The sequence below is a fragment of the Bradyrhizobium lablabi genome (assembly GCF_018131005.1).
GTDB lineage: Bacteria > Pseudomonadota > Alphaproteobacteria > Rhizobiales > Xanthobacteraceae > Bradyrhizobium > Bradyrhizobium lablabi_D.
Window position 1 is genome coordinate 68,227 of sequence record NZ_JAFCJK010000006.1, and the last position, 17,573, is coordinate 85,799.

The following is a 17,573-nucleotide window of genomic DNA, read 5'->3' on the forward strand; positions in this document are numbered from 1 at the left end:
CTAAGTGCCTTCCCAAAAAGGCTGTTTCCGGTTATGCATCCCGCCGGTGGACGGGGACCGCCGAGCCATCTTCCAGTCACAATGTTGGGGGAACCAGTCGGCCGTGCGGCAAACACTGACATCGCTGGTTGCTTCTGCGCTGCTGTGCGGGGGCGCGTCCCTTGCGCAGGCGCAAGGAACGCCCAAGCAACCGTCCAAGGACGTGGCGAAGCCCGCCGCCCCTGCTGCCAAGCCCACGGCTTCGCCAGCGGCAGCTGCTGCTGCTGCGGCCGGCGGCGCGGAGCCGACGCTGATCGGTCAGTTCGGCACCTGGGGCGCCTATATGGCCACGCCAAACGGCAAGAAGGTCTGTTTTGCCTTGGCAAAGCCGTCGTCGTCGAAGACCAACCCGCCGAATCGCCCGCGCGACCCGGCCTATGCCTTCGTCTCGACCCGGCCAGGGGAAAAGGTCGTCAACGAAGTCTCGGTCATGATCGGCTATACGCTGAAGCCGGGCTCCGAATCGACGCTCGAAGTCGGCGGTGGGTCCTATGCAATGTATACCCAGGGCGACGGCCTCTGGATCAAGAACGCGGCTGAGGAGGAGCGAATGGTGGATGCCATGCGCAAGTCGGCCGAGGTGACCGTGAAGGGCGTCTCGGCGAAGGGCACCGAGACGACGGATACGTTCTCGCTGAAGGGCCTGTCGCAGGCACTTGACCGGGTCGCGCAGGACTGCCGCCGCTAACGCGGACCAGTGGATCAGCGTTGTTTGTGAGCCCCGAAAAGCCTATCTGAGGGCTGACGGCGACGAGGCGCATCATGCGCCGTTTCGAGCCATGAGACCCGGCAGGTGGCCCATTCTTCGAGACGCGGAGGAGGCGCCGCTCCTCAGATTGAGGATCAACATCCCGCAAAGCCAGACGTGTGATGACCGCAGAATCGATCGTTCATAACTACACGGCCAACGCGCCGCTCGAAAAGGTTCCGCTCGAAACCTACGTGCCGCCGGCCAGGCCGTCGCTGATTGGGCTGTCGCGCGGCGAGATCGCCGAGCGCCTCGCCGAGATCGGCGTTCAGCCGTCGCAGCGGAAGATGCGTACCCAGCAGCTCTGGCACTGGATGTATTTCCGCGGCGCCAGGAGCTTCGACGAGATGTCCAACGTCTCGAAGGAGATGCGCGCCGAACTGGAAAAGCATTTCACCGTCGATCGTCCCGAGGTGGTCGCCGAGCAGATATCCAACGACGGCACCCGCAAATGGTTGTTGCGGCTGCCGAGCGGCGACAAGCTCGAGAAGCCGCACGAGGTCGAGTGCGTTTACATTCCCGAGACCGACCGCGGCACGCTGTGTGTCTCCTCGCAGGTCGGCTGCACGCTGAACTGCGCATTCTGCCACACGGGCACGCAGCGGCTGGTGCGCAACCTCACCGCCGGCGAGATCGTCGGCCAGGTGATGGTGGCGCGCGACCGCCTCAACGACTGGGCCGACCGCGAGGACGGCAGCCGCCGCGTCACCAACGTCGTGATGATGGGTATGGGCGAGCCGCTCTACAATTTCGACGCGGTACGCGATGCGCTCCTGATCGTCGCCGACAATGAGGGCATCGGCATCTCCCGCCGTCGCATCACGCTGTCGACCTCGGGTGTGGTGCCGAATATCAAGCGCACCGGGGAGGAGATCGGCGTGATGCTCGCGATCTCGCTGCATGCGGTGCGCGACGAGTTGCGCGACGAACTCGTGCCGCTGAACCGCAAATATCCGATCGCCGAGCTTTTGCAGGCCTGCCGCGACTATCCCGGCGCGTCGAACGCCCGGCGCATCACCTTCGAATATGTGATGCTCAAAGGCGTCAACGATTCGCTGGATGACGCCAAGCTGCTGGTGAAGCTGCTCAAGGGTATTCCGGCGAAGATCAACCTGATCCCGTTCAATCCGTGGCCGGGCACGCGTTACGAATGCTCGGACTGGGAGCAGATCGAGAAGTTCTCCGAATACATCTTCAATGCCGGCTATTCCTCGCCGGTGCGCACCCCGCGCGGCCGCGACATCCTCGCCGCCTGCGGGCAGTTGAAGTCGGAGACCGAAAAGCTCTCCGTGCGGGAGCGCCAGGCGCTGCGCGCGATGGCGATGACGGACTGAGCGTTGTGAGGGACAACACGGTTCGCGTCCTTATTGCGGGCGAAGCGAAGCAATCCATTTGCCGGGCATGCTTCGTCGCTTCAGCGCAAAATTGCTTTGCAATTTTGTCGCGAGCCACTCGCAATGACGGAGAATTCCCAGCATGGCGCTGATCGGCCGCCTGTTCGTCGTGTTCTTCGCCTTTCTCGCCGCCTGCTTCGTGGCCGGAATCATCGTGGTCGGCGCCGTGCTCTATCCGGAGATCAACGATCTCGGCGCGGAGATCGACCAGGGCGCGATCAACATCGTGCTCGGCTTTGGCTTCATCTTCATTTCCGGCTTTGCGCTGCTTCCGGCGCTGGTCGTCGTGCTGATCACCGAGGCCTTCCATATCAGGAGCGTGCTCGCCTATGCCGTCGGCGGCGCGGTGGTCGGCGCGGCTTGCTATCTCGGTCTGGTCCCGTTCGATCCGGATACGCTGCAATTTAACGGCATCGTGCACCGGCACCTGGAGATCATGACCGGCGCCGGCATCGTCGCAGGCCTGGTCTATTGGCTGATCGCGGGCCGCACCGCCGGCACCTGGCGAGAGCCGCCGCGCCCGTTGCGGCCGCCTCCGCCGTTGCCGTCGCAGTCGCGGCCACAACAGTGATGTCTCTCGTCAATCCGAGGAGCGAAGCAACGAAGCGATCCATTCTTGCGCTTCGTGGAGGGATCGATTGCTTCCGCCTTCGCCAAGGCTACGGCGGGCGCGTCGCTTCGCTTGCAATGACGGGGTGGAGCGGGGGTTTCCACGCCGCGCCGCCTCGGCTAAACCGCGCGCCATGAACCGGACCGGACTTGTCATCGCGCTCGGCCTCGCGCTCGTCATCGGGCTGTTGTTCGGGGTCTATCCCGAGCTCGATCTTAAATTGGCGGCGCTGTTCTATGATGCCGCGCACAAGGTGTTCCCGTTGAAGCTCAACGCAGTCGCGGCGGTTGCGCGCGATGCGGCGATGTGGATCGCATGGGGTTTCGCGCTGCCGGCGATTGCGGCCGTTGTGGTGAAGCTCATCCGGCCGGACCGGCCGATGCTGATCTCGGGCCGCGCGGCGATCTTCCTGGTGGCGACGATGATCCTCTCCGCCGGTGTCCTCACCAACCTCACCTTCAAGACCTATTGGGGCCGGCCGCGGCCGGTCGTGGTGATCGAGTTCAGCGGTGACCAGCAGTTCGTGCCGTGGTGGGATCCGCGCGGCACCTGCGCGCGCAACTGCTCGTTCTTCTCCGGCGAGGGCGCGACCGCGTTCTGGACCTATGCGCCGGCAGCGCTGGCGCCGCCGGTCTGGCGGCCACTGGCCTACACCGCGGCGACCGTGTTCGGCGTTGCCACCAGTGCCCTGCGGATGGCCTTTGGCGGGCATTTCTTCACCGACGTCGCCATTGCCGGCCTGGTGACGTTCTTCGTGATCTGGCTCGCCTACGCCCTGATCTACCGTTGGGCTGCGACCCGCCTCACCGACGAGCAGGTGGATGCGGCGCTGACGCGGCTGGCCTGGCCCAGCTACCGGCTGATTCAGCGCTGGCGGGGCCGCAAGGCAGACTCCGCGGCGTGAGCGAGGTCATCACGCGAGTCGCCATTAAACGCGTGCCCATCGCAGCGAAATTTGTTATTCGGCCAGCCAAACCGCAGCACGAATTCGACCGATTGGACGCTTCATGAGCACGATCCTGAAAAGCCTGCCCAAGGGGGAAAAAGTCGGCATCGCCTTCTCAGGCGGGCTCGACACCAGCGCGGCGCTGTTGTGGATGAAGCAAAAGGGCGCGCGTGTCTTCGCCTATACCGCGAACCTCGGCCAGCCCGACGAGGCTGATTACGACGAGATTCCGCGCAAGGCGCTGGACTTCGGCGCCGAGAAAGCTCGGCTCGTCGACTGCCGTACGCAGTTGGTCCATGAAGGCATCGCCGCCATCCAATCGGGCGCCTTCCATGTCTCGACTGGCGGCATCAGCTATTTCAATACCACACCGCTCGGCCGCGCCGTCACCGGCACGATGCTGGTCGCGGCCATGCAGGAGGACGGCGTCAACATCTGGGGCGACGGCTCGACCTTCAAGGGCAACGACATCGAGCGTTTCTACCGCTACGGCCTGCTGACCAACCCGAATTTGAGGATCTACAAGCCTTGGCTCGACCAGCAGTTCATCGATGAGCTGGGCGGCCGCGCGGAAATGTCGGCGTTCATGACCGCCAGCGGATTCGCCTACAAGATGAGCGCCGAAAAAGCCTATTCGACTGACAGCAATCTGCTCGGCGCAACCCACGAGGCCAAGGATCTCGAGCGTCTGGACAGCGGCATCAAGATCGTCAATCCGATCATGGGCGTGGCGTTCTGGCGCGAGGACTGCGCCGTCAAGGCTGAAAAGGTCGTCGTGCGGTTTGAGGAGGGCCAGCCCGTCTCGCTAAACGGTCAGAGCTTTGCCGATCCGGTCGCACTGTTCCTCGAGGCAAACGTCATCGGTGGCCGGCACGGTCTTGGCATGAGCGACCAGATCGAGAACCGGATCATCGAGGCCAAGAGCCGCGGCATCTACGAAGCCCCCGGCATGGCACTCCTGCACATCGCCTATGAGCGGCTGGTCACCGGCATCCACAACGAGGACACGATAGAGCAGTATCGCATCAGCGGCCTGCGTCTCGGCCGGCTGCTCTACCAGGGGCGGTGGTTCGATTCGCAAGCCCTCATGCTGCGCGAAACCGCTCAGCGCTGGGTGGCGCGCGCCGTCACCGGCGAGGTGACGCTCGAACTTCGCCGTGGCAATGATTACTCGATCCTCAACACCGAGAGCCCCAATCTGACCTATGCGCCGGAGCGGCTCAGCATGGAGAAGGTGGAGGACGCGGTATTCACGCCGGCGGATCGTATCGGGCAGCTGACCATGCGCAACCTCGACATCGCCGACACCCGCGCCAAGCTCAATCTCTACGGCAAGACCGGCTTGCTCTCGAGCGGCGAAGGTTCCCAGATCTTCAGGCTCGAGAGCGACAAGGGCTGAAGCGCGCGCTGGCCGCGGGCCGCGCCGGGGCAGTAACGTGCGCAGGCCTCAAGGTTGCCGTGCCACCGCGGGCGGCGCGGCCGAGGTGCGACGTGCTGGCGCACGTGTCTGATGTCCGGGGCTTCATGGAGCGAAAACTAGCCGCAGCGCGCGCCGTCCAGGACGCCGCGACATTATGCGTCACCAACTCCGTCAGACCCGGGCCGGCCTCGTCAGACGTACAGGTGACGTGTTTGACCGACGGAGTCGTGAGATGACGAAATACCGATACGATCTGCCGCAACGGCGCGGCGGGATTTTTCTCACCGATGGCGGGCTGGAGACGACCCTGATCTTCCATCGTGGGATCGAGTTGCCGCACTTCGCGGCATTCGTCCTGCTCGACAGTGACGAAGGCCGGCAACAGCTGAAACGGTATTACGAATCCTATCTCGCGATCGCCCGCGACCATAGCGCCGGCTTCGTGCTCGACAGCCCGACTTGGCGCGCCAACCCTGATTGGGGCGCCAAGCTCGATTACGACGCGGCGGCGCTCAGATCGATCAATATGCGTTCGATCGAGTTCCTGGATGAATTGCGGGCCAATTGGGAAAGCCCGAAGATGACTTGCGTCATCAGCGGCGCGATCGGCCCGCGCGGTGACGGCTACAAGGCCGGCAACATGGACGCGTCGGAAGCCGAGGCGTATCACGCGGCGCAGGTCAGCGCCTTTGCGGAGGCCGGCGCCGATTTGGTGACGGCCTACACCCTGAACGGCATCGACGAGGCGATCGGCATCGCACGCGCGGCCCAGGCGCTAGCCATTCCGGTCGTGATATCGTTTACAGTCGAGACGAACGGGCGGCTCGTGAGGGGCGAGACCCTGCGCGAGGCGATCGAGGCCGTCGATCGCGAAACGAAAAATGCCCCGGAATTTTTCCTGATCAATTGCGCCCATCCGACCCATTTCGAGAGCGCGCTGGCCGCCGGCGAAGCATGGGTCAACCGCATTCATGGCGTCAGGGCCAACGCCTCGACCAAGAGCCACCAGGAACTCGACGAGTCCGAAGTGCTGGATTGTGGCGATCCGTCCGATCTCGGCCGCCGCTATGCGGATCTGCGGCGCTCATTCCCGCGCATGCGCATCCTCGGCGGCTGCTGCGGCACGGATCATCGTCACGTCGCGGCTATCTGCGAAGCCTGTGTCGTTCCGCGCCCGCGGAGCGGCTGATGAAAGCAAGCAGCACTTAATAGCAGCGCCATCCGCAAGCCATCAGAGCACGATGAGATGAGGACGAATCATCATCGTGCTCCGGCTCTTTGTTTGAGCATGATCTCTTCGGAAAACCGCTACGCACTTTTCCGGATCGTGCTTTGGCCTGGCCGGCGCATCAGCTTCTGCTTCTCTTAATCCGATTCGGCTCTTCCTGAAACTCGGGCCGCTTCACGTAAGACGATCGATGATTTCAAAGAGTCGGTCGCAGGATGCCTCGATTCGCTTCAGTGGAGATGTCGCGATGCCTAGCAACAGACCGGATCTCGCCGGAGCCGTCGACGCGTGCCACAGCGAAAGCGGAGCGGGCGCCAATCCGAACGACAGCGTTTCCCTGGCGATGGTGAGATCCGGTGCACCGTCCGGCATTCGCATCAGCACGGCCAATCCGGCGATCGCAACATCCTTTGCGCGCGGCCGAAGGTACTTGAGCAACGCGTCGCCCTGCGCTGCATAGCTGCGCTTTGTGCGTCGCAGATGCCGCATATAGTGGCCGTCACGCATGAACTCCGCGGTCGCAAGCTGCACCGCCGGTCCCGGCGCCGGCGACAGACATGCCGCGACCTCGGCAAACCGCGACACCAGCGGCAAGGGAGCAACGAGAAAGCCCAGACGCAGAGCGGGGGTCAAGGTCTTGCTGAACGAGCCGATGTGAATGACGCGCCCGGCGCGATCGAGCGAGGCAAGCGCTGGCGTGGCCCGGCCTTTCAGTTGAAGCTCGCTCAGATAATCATCCTCGATAATCCACGCCCCTTTCTGCGCGGCCCAGTCGAGAAGACGCAGGCGCCGTGCCAGTGATATCGTAGATCCGAGCGGCGCCTGCTGCCCGGGAGTCACGACGACCAGCGCTGCATCTGGAGCGTGGTTCAGGCCATAATCGACATCGATTCCATCGGCATCCACCGGGATCGGCGAAAGCGACAATCGTGCGAGCTCAAGGCCCCGTCGGGTGAACGGGAAACCAGGATTTTCGATCCAGACCTTGCGCCCCTCAAGGCCGAGCACACGGAGCGTCAATCCAAGGCCGCTGCTGAAGCCGCCCGTGACGATGATCTGGGAAGGCACACACTCGATACCGCGCGCGACGGCTAGATAGCCGGCGATGTCCCGCCGCAATTCCAATTCGCCGCGAGGGTCCGGATAGACGGCAGGCGCGCTCGATTCCGCGCGAACGGCGTGTGAGCGAATCCTGGCCAAAAGCGTGGCGGGAAAGGTCTCCCGCGCGGGCACGCCCATCTGGAAAATCGCCGGCCCGGCGGTGAGCTCGCCATACATCTCCATGAAGGAGCCGGGGTCGGGCGCTTGGTCTTGTCGAACGGTGATGGAAGGCCGATCCGCGACATGGGTGCCGGTCGCGCGCGACGCGACGATGAGTTGAGCGGCGGACAGTTTTTCATACGCCGAGCGCACGGTGCCTCGGGCGACGCCAAGCTGGGCCGCCAGGTCCTGCCAGGATGGCAGACGCGCGCCGGGAGCGAGCACGCCGTTCTCGATGGCGGCCCCGATGCCTTTGCGGATCTGCTCGGCCAGCGGCGTCTTCGCAGATCGATCAAGCTCCAGCCGCAGTGGCTTGGTCATGCTCTCGTGGTACACGATTTTTGTACATTCTTGGTGCTTTTTCCCGGACCAGGGCAGCAGCATCTATCCGGGTATCGGAGAGCCACTGAGCAAAGGGAACACCACCATGAACATGCGATCCATCATCGGTGCAGCTTGCGCCGCCATTGCCATCGCCACAGCAACGCCCGCCGTGGCCCATGGCGTCGGCGAAAAGGTCACGCCGCACTTCCAGCAGGTGATCCCCAACATTCCCGGCAAGTCGCTGGTCTCGCTCATTGTCGAATATGCGCCGGGCGGCGCGTCGCAGCCACACGTTCACGCGAAGTCGGCATTCATCTTCGGTTATGTCCTGTCGGGAGAAATTGAGTCACAGGTGAACGACGGACCCAAGCGGGTCTACCGCACGGGCGAGAGTTTCTACGAGCCGCCGGGCTCCCGCCATTCCGTTAGCCGCAACGCGAGCAAGACGAGGCCAGCAAAGCTGCTTGCGGTGTTCGTCGTCGACACGGACGACAAGGACCTGACCACCACCGTCAAGTAACTTCGCCAACAAAGAGCAAGAAAATGAGTAAGCGTCTCGACTACAACCAGATCGCACCGGCAGGCATCAAGGCCCTGGGTGGCGTCTATGGCTATGTGATGCAGAGCGGCCTTCCCCCGACGCTGGTCGACCTGGTTTATTTGCGAATTTCCCAGATCAACAACTGTGCCTACTGCCTCGAGATGCACACGCGTGACCTGCTCAAGAAGGGACAGAAAATCGAAAAGCTGGCGCTGGTGCAGGCGTGGGCTGAAGCCGGCAATCTCTTCGACGAGCACGAGCGCGCTGCGCTGGCATGGGCCGAAACGGTGACGTGCGTTGCTGAAACCGGTGTGCCCGATCAAGCGTATCAGGCCGCACGCGCCGTGTTTGAGGAGCGGGAACTCGTGGATCTCACGATCGCGGTCGGTCTGATGAACGCCTACAACCGCATGGCTATCAGCTTCCGCAATACGCCGCAGGCTGCGCTCGGGAAGTAAAGCGGTCCATGACTCCATGGACAACACGAAGGTTTTTTCGGTGATGCTTGATGCGCTGGCATTGGGCGAGGGCGATAGTTTGCTTCGCGGCCGTCTGGAACGTGCAGGAGGCTTTGCAGCATTCAAAAATGGCCGGGATTGCTCCCGGCCATTTCGCGTCGTGCCGCTCAGCGCGGTGGCTCGGTGCCGGGCGGGGGCGGCGGCAGCGAGGCCGTTTCGCCATTGAGCAGCGGAGTGATGCGGCGGACGGTGACGCGCCGGTTGATGCGGCTTGGTCCGTCCGTCTGCTCCTTGGGATACTGCTCGCCGTAGCCCTGCGACGTCAGGTTCTCCGCCGGTACTCCGAACTGCTGGGTCAGCAATTCCGCTGCGGCCTGCGCACGGCGGTCCGACAATGACAGGTTGTCGATGTCGTTGCCGACCGCGTCGGTGTGGCCCTCGATCAGGAACACCTCGCGCGGGTTGCGCTGGATCGCCCGGTTGAGGCCGTCGGCGATCACCTGCAGCTTTTCAGCCTGGTCCGGTGGGATCGTCCACGACCCGGTGTCGAAGGTGATGGTGTCGATATCGACGCTCGGCATCCGCATGCGAACATTGGGGCTGTAGCGGATCTCGTCGAGCGAGTAGCGCCGGTCGATCCGTTCCACCGGCGGCGCCTCCATGGTCTCATAGATCACGTCAGGCGAGGCATCCTCCGCGCTGACGATGTAGCGATCATAGGGAATGCGGACCACCGGCGGCGGCAGGTCGACATAGTAGCCGCCGACCGCGCGCGGATCGCGATAACTGTTGTCGATGATGACGAGTTCGCGCCCGCGGGGATCCCTGCGGATTCGCCGCAGCAACTGGCCGTCTCGACCGACCACGGTGATCACCTCGCTGCCGTCGGGACGAATCACGACAGTACGGGTTTCGCCGCCGATCGTCTCGGTGCGGATGTCGCGGGCCCCATAGCGGAAGCGATAAAGATCGTCGCCACGCACATATTGCTGCCCGCTCGGGTCGCGGATGATGATCCGGTCCGGCTCGGTGTAGATGGTGCGGCCGTCTTCGACGACCTCCCGTCGCTGATTGTGGAGGTCGGCGATGGTCGCGCCGAGCACGGCGCCAGCGACCACGCCCGCGCCGATCGCAAGTGGCGTCAGATTGTCATGCCGCGGCGGAGGCGGCAGCGGTGCTGCGACCGCAGGTGCGGTCCGGAAGGCCGGTGCAACCGTCGGCGGAGCGTATTGCGCTCTGCCGGGCGGTGGGGCTGCGGCCGCCGTGCCAGGGACGACAGTCGGCGCCGCAGGCCCGGCCGGCCGCGCGGCCGGGGTCGGCCCCCCCGCCTGCGGTGCCGGCGGGGCGCCAGCGGCCGGAGGCATTGGCGATGGACCGGGTCGCGCCGGCGACGTGGGGCCCCCAGCGGCCGGAGGAGGCGTGGCGGGCGTGGGGCTCGCGGCGCCGGCAGGCGGCGGTGCACTGGGTCGCGCCTGCGGCGGCGCGCCACCCGCGGCAGGTGAGGTCGTCCCCGGAGGCGTAGTCGCCGAGGGTGCGGGCTGACCCTGTGGCCCGGGCCGAGCTGCGCCGGGCGGGGTTCCCTGAGGCTGCTTCGCGCCGGGCGGAATTGCCCCTCTCTTCTGCAAATCGGGCGCTGGCGCAGCTGGCGTGGCAGGTGCTGCAGGTGTCGGCGCCGGCGTCGTTGCGGCAGGCGGTGTGCGGGCCGACGGCGGCGCTGCAGGCGGAGGCGGCGTCGTGGCCGGGCGCGCGGGCGCGGCCACCGGTGGAGGCGGTGCCGGATGCGCCGGAGCGGCTGCGGGCGGGGGCGGGGCCGGCCGCGCGGGTGCAGCCGCTGGGGGCGTCGGGGGCGGAGCCGGATGGGCTGGCGCCGCGGCCGGCGGCGGCGTGGGACGTGTCGGAGCTGCGGCGGGCGGCGTCGGATGTGCTGGGGCCGGGGGCGGAGGAACTACCGGACGCGCGGCGGGCGGTGCAGCCGGCGGCGGTGTCGGCGGATGAGGCGCGGCGGCCGGTGGCGCCGGGTGTGCAGGCGGTTGCTTCGCTGCGGGTGGTGGGGTCTTCGGCCGTCCTTGGGGACCGCCCTGCTCTTCCTTTTGCGCTTGAGCGACGACGAACGGCGAAGTTTGCGCGTGCGATGCCGATGCGGTGAACTGCGTCACCGTCAGTGCAGTCGTGGCGAGCAGCACGAGACGAAGCTTGGTCATGTATTAAGAATCCCCGGCGGAAAGTCTGGGCAGGAAGGAAACGCTTGAGCCGAACAATTCGGCAGCACGATGAACAGCCAGCCATTAGGCCGGAATGTGGCGGGGCCGCCATCCACGGGCGCTATTTATTTCGGCGCCACAATGAGTTGCGCACCCCTTATTCATGGCGCATTCAGGAGCAACGTTCAGGCAAGCATTCAACGTTCCGAAAAAATCCAACGATGCATGCGCCCGCGCCCGCCTGCCTGAGCGCACGCATCATCTGTGGCAGGCGGCGGACCCGTAGGAGCCGGGGGTCCACGCACCGGCAATTCATCCGGCGTCTTGCCAGGCAACTCATCAGGCCGCGGCGGCTCGCCGGGTTCGCGCACCGGCGCTGGAACCTCGGGGCGAGGGTTGCCCGGAGGTATTCCCGGCGGCGGTTCGCTTGGCGTGCCCGGTGTCGCCGGCGGAATCTCGGGAGGTTCGACCGGCATCTACATCGATACCTTGTGGTTCTCGCCGATGTCGGGACGCGTACCGGTCATCGCCGCGGCCGCCATCTTCACATAGCTGATGACTGAGCCCGGCGAATCCCAGAACTCGGCATCATCCGGCGTGATCTTCAGCACGCGGATGTTTGGATCATCGGCACTCTTCCACCATGCCTTGGCAGGCGTGGAGAACAATTGCTTGATCTTCGCGCGATCGTTGGAGACGACGGCGGTGCCGGTTACCGAAACGTATTTCTGGTCGCTGGCATTCGCGAACGAGAGGTTGACGTTCGCGTCGCGCGCAATCTCCTCGTCCTTGTGCCGCCGCGCGTCGGTGAGCATGTAGATCGTGTTCTCGTCGCGCTGCGGAAAGGCGCTCATCGGCCGCGCGCGAATCTTGTCGCCATCATGGGTGACGAGCATTGCAAAGCCGATCTTCTTCATCAGTTCCCAGACGCGGTCGACATTCGCTGCATGATCATTGGTCATGAATCGCTCCTGCACATCATCGAGCGATAACCGGTCGTATGCGACGATGTTCCTGTCGCGCCTGCGCGGAACTCATCCCGGCGTGTGACAGCAGGTGGGATAGGGAGCCAAGCTCGGATGCTGCTGAACCTCAGCTTCGCGCGAGCAGCGTATTGCTCCGCGTGCGGCCCTGTTCCACGTAACCACGCGCGCGCATGTCCGCAATGCAGTCTTCGGTCCATTCGTCCTGGGACAAATGCTCGATCACCACCGCGCGCGGCCATAGCGTCCGCGGCGATTCCTTGAAGAAGCCCGTCAGCACGCGATCCTCGAAGCCCTCGACGTCGATCTTAAGTGCATCGACATGCGCCGCGCCGGCCTCCTCGAGAATCCTCTGCAGGCGCAGCGAAGGCACCTTGATCGCCCGGCCGGCGGGAGCGCCTGTCACGATGTGGCTGGCGCCGAGATTCTCGCCGTCGGTCTCGATCATCAACTCGTCATCGGACGGGCCGGCGGCCGCGGCGACGAGCCGTACCTGGGCGTAGCCGGAGGCCGAGGTGTTGAACTTGAGCCGCGCATGCGTCACCGGATGCGGCTCGATCGCGATCACCTGGCCGTCAGGCCCGACATCACGCGCCAGAGCCAGCGCATAGGTGCCGACATTCGCACCGATGTCGACGAAGATGCCGCCAGCGGAGACGTGGCGGCGCAGGAAGCCAAGTTCCTCGAGATTGTAGTCGGGATTGAACAGCGCGCCGCGCTCGGTCGCGCTGGCCTGGTGATAGAAGCGGAACGCGGCGCCTTGATAGGTCACATCGAGCGGCCCGGCGCCGAACAGATTGACGATCCGCGACAGCCAGGGGCGGAACGCCCCGCGCTTCAGTCCCGTGCCATGCGCAAGGCGGATGATGGTGGCCTGCGCCGCATTGGGCGCGAACGCGCCGAACGGCGGCGGCGAAGGATCGTTGCTGGGGATCAAATCTCGTCCTCGTCACAAGCGGCGCTTGCATAGCCGGTTTTGCCGGGGACTCCAACGGCCTCAGGCAGCCTTGTTTGCTGCCCGGCGTTGGCGCAGGAAGCGGCCGAGCAGCCGCCTCTTGCCCTTGCGCGGGATCAGGTCGATGTCACTGACGAGCTTGGCGCCGCCCTTTCTCCGCTCGAGCACGATCTTGCGGCTGTGGAAGGCTTCCAGCTCGGCGCGATGGGCGACGCTGACGATGGTCGCTTTCGGCAATTCCTTCGTCACGATGTCCATCATCTTGTCCTGGCTCTTCTCATCGAGCGCCGAGGTCGCTTCGTCAAGCACGACGATATCGGGGTTGTGCAGCAGCAGCCGCGCGAAGGCGAGCCGCTGCTTCTCACCTCCGGACAGCGTCTGGTCCCATGGCGCTTCCTCCTCGATCTTCTCCTTCAGATGGTCGAGGCCGACCTTGTGCAGGACATCGCCGATCTGTTCAACGGTCCAGTCTTCGGCCGCACCGGGATAGGCGACGGCGCGCCGCAGCGTGCCCGACGGCACGTAGGGCTTTTGCGGCAGCATGAACAGACGACGATCGGCATGCAGACCGACGCTGCCGCCGCCCCACGGCCACAGACCGGCGATCGCACGCACCAGCGTGCTCTTGCCGGTGCCGGATTCGCCGGCGACGAGGAGCCGCTCGCCTGGTTCGACCATGACCTCGGTCTCGCCGACCACCGCGGTGCCGTCGTCGAGGGTGACGGAGAGATCGTTGAGGCAGAGCATGGCGTCGCCCTCGGTCTCGCCGCGCTGGATGCGGCCGAAGCCGTCGCCGGCTTCGGCGCGTTCGAGGCCGTCGAGCGACATCATCAGCGAGGCGATGCGGCGCGCGCAGGCATTCCAGTCGGCGAGTCTTGGGTAATTGTCGACCAGCCAGCCGAACGCCGTCTGCACGATGGTGAAGGCGGATGCGGCCTGCATCACCTGTCCGAGCGACATGCTGCCGTCGAGGAATTTCGGCGCGCACAACAAGAGCGGCACGACCGGCGCGATCAGGTTCGATCCCTGCGACACCAGCGTGGTGCGCATGTGCTGGCCGGCGAGCCGCGCCCATTGCCGCAGCACTTTCGAGAACGTCTTGTCGATTCCGTCCCGCTCTTCCTGCTCGCCCCCGAGCAGCGCGATGCTCTCCCCATTCTCGCGCACGCGGGTCAGCACATAGCGATATTCCGCTTCGGCCTGGTTCTTGTCTTCCGAGATATGCACGAAGCGGCGGCCGATTGCCATGATCGAGCCCGAGGCGATCGCAGCATAGACAATTGCCGCAATGACAAGGAACCCGGGAATGGTGACGGACGATCCGCCCAACGTCACCGTCAGCGCGCCGCCGATGGTCCAGAGCACGACGATGAAGGTGGCCGCAGACAACAGCGCCGAGGTAACGCCGGCGATGAAGTCGACCGGCGAGTCGGTCGCAATCCGCAGGTCTTCGGCGATCCGATATTCCGGATTCTGGTGATCGCCGCCGACGAGATTGAGCTGGTAGTAGCGGCCATTGCTCAGCCAGCGCGATATCACCGCGTTGGTCAGCCAGGCGCGCCAGCGGCGCTGGATGCCCATACGGGCGAACACCTGGGCCACACCCAGCAGCACGCTGCCGATGGCCAAGGGAGGGAAGATCGCGGTGAGATAATACACGGTCGCAGCATCGCGCTTTTCGATCGCATCGAAGATCGCGCGATTCCACACATTGATGCCGTATTGGACGGCGACATGGGCCACGATCAGTGCCAGCAGGCCGATGGTGAACAGCCACGCCAGGCGGTCGCCGTTCCTGCCCCAATAGCCGCGCGCGCTGATCCAGAACCGCGTCAGCAGATAGTCCCTGCGCGCCCGCTCGGCCTCTTCTGTTGATAGTTCGGGGTCCGGTTCGAGGATATCAGGAGGCGGCGGTTCGACATGATCGCCATCCTCGGCGATCACGTCGACGAACTCCGAAGTGTCCTCGGCCGCTGCCCTTGCGGCGGAATCCCTGGTTTCGGAATCGGGCTTCTTCGCCGCCGATTTCGCGGCGGGCGGCTTCGTTAGCGACGATCTGGATTTGACGCCTGCCTTGCCCATGCAGCGCCAACGCAAGGCAAATCAATCGGTTCCATCCGGGCTTCGGTCTCACGGGACCGATCTGCCCGATGGCGCTTGGAGCATGATCCGGACAGTGTGTAGCGGTTTCCCTCGCGACAAACGCGCAGGGTTTGCACGGAGATCGTGGCAACGATCTCACGACGAGGCCCTTGCCTGACCGCGGTTGACCCCCCGCAGCCGCGTGACCTTCCGCAGCATGCGCGAAAGCTGATCGGCCGAATAGGGCTTTTGCAGCAGCTCGAAGCCATGGCTGCCCTGCTGCGACAATATCTGGCTGTAGCCGGTGGCCAGCACGATCGGCAGATCAAGTCCCTGCCGGCGGATTTCACCGGCGAGCTCGATGCCGCTCATGCCCGGCATCACGACGTCGGTGAACACCACGTCGAAGCGGCTCGGGTCGGCGGCGAGCTCTTGCAGCGCGTCGGCGGCGTTGTCGACCAGCACAGCGATGTAGCCGAGCTGGGCCAACGTGTCGGCGGCGAATTGTCCAACCTCAGAATTGTCCTCGACCACCAGCACCGACGCGCCGCGTCCATCCGCCGGCGGGGCGTCCTCGGAGAGCGGCGAATGCGCTCCGTGCTCGCCGATCACGCGCGGCAGATAGAGCGTGAATGTGCTGCCCCTGCCGACCGCGCTCGTGACGGCCACTTCGCCGCCTGATTGCTTGGCGAAGCCGAATACCTGTGAGAGGCCGAGGCCGGTCCCGTGACCGACTTCCTTGGTGGTGAAGAACGGCTCGAAGATCCGGCCGAGCCGCTCCTGGGGAATTCCGATGCCGGTGTCGGTGACCGACACGGCGACATATCCGTGCGGACTCGGCGAACTGGCGCTCGCGGCCGGCAGGGCGTTCTCACGACGCACTGCGATTGTCAGTCGACCGGCGCCATCCATGGCGTCGCGCGCATTCACCGCCATGTTGATGATTGCCGTCTCGAACTGGCCGGCATCGGCATTGATCAGGCAGGACTCGTCCGGCATTTGCGTGACGATCTCGATGCGCTGGCCGATCAAGGCCGCGATCATCTCGCCAAGCATCTGCACGTTCTCGCCGACATCGAAGATTTCGGGTGTGAGGGTCTGTCGGCGCGCGAAGGCGAGCAACTGACCAGTCAGCCTGGCGGCACGGCTCACCGTGTCGGAGATAGCGTCGATATAGCGCTGCCGCCGCGGCTCCGGCAGGTCCGGCCGTCGCAGCATGTCTACGGACGCGCGGATCACGGTCAGGAGATTGTTGAAGTCGTGTGCGACGCCGCCGGTGAGTTGCCCGAGTGCCTCGAGCCGCTGGCCGTGTCGCAGCGCCTCCTCGGCTTCCATGCGCCGCTCTGCTTCTGCGTGCAGACGCTGCGTCCGCCGGAACGCCAGCGCGAGCAGGCAGAACAACAGCGCAGTGGCAGGCGCGCCAAAGATCAGGTGCTGGGCCATCGTCTCGATCCAGCGCGCCCGGATCGTCGAAGTCTCCAGCCCTGCGCTGACATAGATCGGGTATTCGGCAAGCCGCTGATAGCCGAGCCGGCGTTCGACGCCGTCGCCCGGCAAGGTGACCGTAATCAGGCCGCCGGCCGGGTTGCCGGACATTTTCTGCCAGGCGGGTCCGTTGCGTTCGAGCGCCGGTTCGTTCTGGACAGTCGGAAAGCGCGCCAGCACCACGCCATCGATGCGTCCCAGCGCAAAGAAACTGCCGGGCTCACGGCCGATCCGCGCATAGAAATTCTCGAAATAGGTTGGAAGCACGGAGGCCTGGATCACGCCGCCAAAGCTGCCGTCCGCGTTGTTGCGCCGCCGGCTGACGCCAAAGAAGGGCGAGCCCTGGTAGGGGGGTCGCGGCTTCAGCGTCTCGCCGATCTGGGTGCCGACGTCGCGAGCGACATGTGCCTTGAAGTAGTCGCGGTCGGAGAAATCGATGTCGGGGGTAGGTATCACCAGGCTGTTGACCAGGGCATGGCCTCTGGAGTCGAAAACCCAGGCTGATTTCACCTGCGGCAGCGCATCGACGAGTTCCTTCAGGCGCTGATGCAGGTTTTCCTCGCGCGAGAGGATGCCGGCGTCGGGAATGCCGCGGATGATTTCCGCGATCTCCGAGAGGCTGCGGTCGATGGTCTCGAAAACCTTCAGTGCGTGCTCATGCGCGACGTCGAGCGTGCGCTCGACCTCCCGGTCGGCGGTCTCGTGGATCGAAATCCAGGACATCACGGAGGCAAAGGCGAACAGCGCCAGTGGGAGGGCCAGCGATGCGGCCATCATCCATTGCAGCAGTCTTAGCGAGTTGCGTTGTGCGGGTTGCACGGGCGCTCCGGCTCCGCGGGCAAGCTTAACGCAAACCGCCGCGGAGGAGGAAGCAAATCCCCGCCCGCGGCAGAGCTTGA

At 64.9% G+C, this 17,573-nt stretch carries 15 protein-coding genes; 8 read left to right on the forward strand and 7 right to left on the reverse strand.

The annotated features are described in order from the left end of the window. Positions 1–103 precede the first annotated feature (103 nt). From JQ553_RS19025 to JQ553_RS19050, 6 genes are all read left to right on the forward strand, one after another. A complete protein-coding gene (locus tag JQ553_RS19025; RefSeq protein ID WP_312015168.1) occupies positions 104–727 on the forward strand; it encodes an invasion associated locus B family protein in 624 nt (207 codons plus the stop codon). A gap of 182 nt (positions 728–909) precedes the next feature. Continuing rightward, on the forward strand, positions 910–2,121 hold the full coding sequence (gene rlmN, locus JQ553_RS19030) for a 23S rRNA (adenine(2503)-C(2))-methyltransferase RlmN (protein ID WP_212501547.1): 1,212 nt from the start codon (positions 910–912) through the stop codon (positions 2,119–2,121). Between the two features lie 142 nt (positions 2,122–2,263). Next, on the forward strand, positions 2,264–2,752 hold the full coding sequence (locus JQ553_RS19035; protein WP_212501548.1) for a hypothetical protein: 489 nt from the start codon (positions 2,264–2,266) through the stop codon (positions 2,750–2,752). A gap of 172 nt (positions 2,753–2,924) precedes the next feature. Further along, positions 2,925–3,695, forward strand: coding sequence for a phosphatase PAP2 family protein (locus JQ553_RS19040; protein WP_212501549.1), 771 nt, complete (start codon positions 2,925–2,927; stop codon positions 3,693–3,695). 103 nt (positions 3,696–3,798) lie between these two features. Continuing rightward, entirely contained in the window at positions 3,799–5,136 is a 1,338-nt protein-coding gene (gene argG / locus JQ553_RS19045) for an argininosuccinate synthase (RefSeq protein WP_212501550.1), read from the forward strand. Between the two features lie 253 nt (positions 5,137–5,389). Then, positions 5,390–6,346 carry a homocysteine S-methyltransferase family protein gene (locus JQ553_RS19050; RefSeq protein ID WP_212501551.1) on the forward strand — a complete coding sequence of 319 codons (957 nt, stop codon included), beginning with the start codon at positions 5,390–5,392 and terminating at the stop codon, positions 6,344–6,346. A 213-nt stretch (positions 6,347–6,559) separates the two neighbouring features. On the opposite strand, the gene JQ553_RS19055 is transcribed toward JQ553_RS19050, so the two are convergent. Then, positions 6,560–7,966 (reverse strand): PLP-dependent aminotransferase family protein, encoded by a 1,407-nt coding sequence (locus tag JQ553_RS19055; RefSeq protein ID WP_212501552.1) that lies wholly within the window; start codon positions 7,964–7,966, stop codon positions 6,560–6,562. 106 nt (positions 7,967–8,072) lie between these two features. On the opposite strand from JQ553_RS19055, the gene JQ553_RS19060 reads away from it, so the two are divergent. Both JQ553_RS19060 and JQ553_RS19065 read left to right on the forward strand, forming a co-directional pair. After that, positions 8,073–8,489: a cupin domain-containing protein gene (locus tag JQ553_RS19060; RefSeq protein WP_212501959.1), complete on the forward strand. Its 417-nt coding sequence runs from the start codon at positions 8,073–8,075 to the stop codon at positions 8,487–8,489. Between the two features lie 23 nt (positions 8,490–8,512). Next, positions 8,513–8,968 carry a carboxymuconolactone decarboxylase family protein gene (locus tag JQ553_RS19065; protein WP_212501553.1) on the forward strand — a complete coding sequence of 152 codons (456 nt, stop codon included), beginning with the start codon at positions 8,513–8,515 and terminating at the stop codon, positions 8,966–8,968. Between the two features lie 167 nt (positions 8,969–9,135). Here JQ553_RS19065 and JQ553_RS19070 read toward each other — a convergent pair whose 3' ends face one another. The 6 genes from JQ553_RS19070 to JQ553_RS19090 form a co-directional block, all read right to left on the reverse strand. Next, positions 9,136–11,169 carry an OmpA family protein gene (locus tag JQ553_RS19070; RefSeq protein ID WP_212501554.1) on the reverse strand — a complete coding sequence of 678 codons (2,034 nt, stop codon included), beginning with the start codon at positions 11,167–11,169 and terminating at the stop codon, positions 9,136–9,138. Positions 11,170–11,366: 197 nt separating this feature from the next. Further along, positions 11,367–11,645: a hypothetical protein gene (locus tag JQ553_RS34515; RefSeq protein WP_249144421.1), complete on the reverse strand. Its 279-nt coding sequence runs from the start codon at positions 11,643–11,645 to the stop codon at positions 11,367–11,369. Beyond that, positions 11,646–12,131: a pyridoxamine 5'-phosphate oxidase family protein gene (locus tag JQ553_RS19075; RefSeq protein WP_212501555.1), complete on the reverse strand. Its 486-nt coding sequence runs from the start codon at positions 12,129–12,131 to the stop codon at positions 11,646–11,648. It abuts the gene before it with no gap. Between the two features lie 130 nt (positions 12,132–12,261). After that, positions 12,262–13,089, reverse strand: coding sequence for an FkbM family methyltransferase (locus JQ553_RS19080; protein ID WP_212501556.1), 828 nt, complete (start codon positions 13,087–13,089; stop codon positions 12,262–12,264). Positions 13,090–13,149: 60 nt separating this feature from the next. Next, complete coding sequence (locus JQ553_RS19085) at positions 13,150–15,189, reverse strand: ABC transporter ATP-binding protein/permease (RefSeq protein WP_212501557.1); 2,040 nt, start codon at positions 15,187–15,189, stop codon at positions 13,150–13,152. A gap of 156 nt (positions 15,190–15,345) precedes the next feature. Continuing rightward, positions 15,346–17,493, reverse strand: a complete 2,148-nt coding sequence (locus JQ553_RS19090) for a hybrid sensor histidine kinase/response regulator (protein ID WP_212501558.1) — start codon at positions 17,491–17,493, stop codon at positions 15,346–15,348. Positions 17,494–17,573 lie beyond the last annotated feature (80 nt).